This is a genomic window from Ideonella sp. P3_A4, from assembly GCF_056403075.1.
On record NZ_JBFUGE010001219.1, the window covers coordinates 1 to 862 of the forward strand.

The following is an 862-nucleotide window of genomic DNA, read 5'->3' on the forward strand; positions in this document are numbered from 1 at the left end:
ATGAGGGCCTGACCATCGGCACCAATGCCGGGTTCCTGCTGGGCGGCCCGGAGTTCGACCGTTATGTGGCGGCGGGAAGAATCTTTCGCGACGCCGGAACGTCCAGCCATGGCAGCGTGCTGAAAATGCTCTCGGGCCGCAACGACTGCTATATCAACGACCGATTGTCCATTCGCTGGCAGGTCGAGCAGATCAAGCGCAACGGTGAAATCGACACCGAAAAGGTGTCGATCTTCGAGGCCGCCAGGCTGTACTCTGAAAAAGGGCACCTCGGGTACACCGATCGCGACGAGGGCCGATTTGCCTTCAAGAACAGCTTTGTTCAAGACTTCAATGCAGCCCTCATCAGCTTGAAGAACGACGGCGAAATCGAGCGGGTGGTTGAAAGATTCTTGAGTGGCCACCGGTGAGCGGCGCATGATCCCGGTTTTCTGATGCACGCATTCGCGCCCTCACCGAAGGCGACTGCGGCTTGCGAACCGGGGAGCCCTCATGAAGATCGTTGCAGCCGTGTTCCTGATCGCGTTGAATTCCGTCAACGCGCAAAGCCCTGCGGCCCCGACTGCTGCCGCCAGTTCACCGAAGACCCCTTGCGACGCGCTGGCGGCGGACAAGAAACTCTCCGGTGACGCTCGGGCCAAGTTCCTGAACCAATGCAACGACAACGCGGCCAGCGAAGGCAAGGCGGCTTGCGAGGCCAAGGCTGCCGAGAAGAAACTGACCGGCCAGGCCAGGACCAACTTCACCAAGCAGTGCATGGCCGAGACCGCGAAGATCTGACGCCATTCCACGGCATGTCCCGGCCCTTGAGGGCGGGCAGAAGCCCCGAGGTTTTCATGGCTGGTCGGCCGGTGTACAAGCA

Annotated in this window: 1 protein-coding gene and 1 pseudogene; both read left to right on the top strand. The window is 60.8% G+C overall.

Annotated features, from left to right (window positions below; translation table 11 throughout):
• Window positions 1–410: pseudogene (locus AC1DYI_RS37125) on the top strand (hypothetical protein); the annotation flags it as partial.
• Between the two features lie 82 nt (window positions 411–492).
• The gene (locus AC1DYI_RS37130) at window positions 493–780 is read left to right on the top strand and encodes a hypothetical protein (RefSeq protein ID WP_477209068.1); all 288 of its coding nucleotides are present in this window, start codon (window positions 493–495) and stop codon (window positions 778–780) included.
• Window positions 781–862 lie beyond the last annotated feature (82 nt).

Excerpts from the sequence above, each read along its gene's own strand:
- AC1DYI_RS37130 (WP_477209068.1), top strand. The coding sequence starts at position 493 with ATGAAGATCGTTGCAGCCGTGTTCCTGATCGCGTTGAATTCCGTCAAC.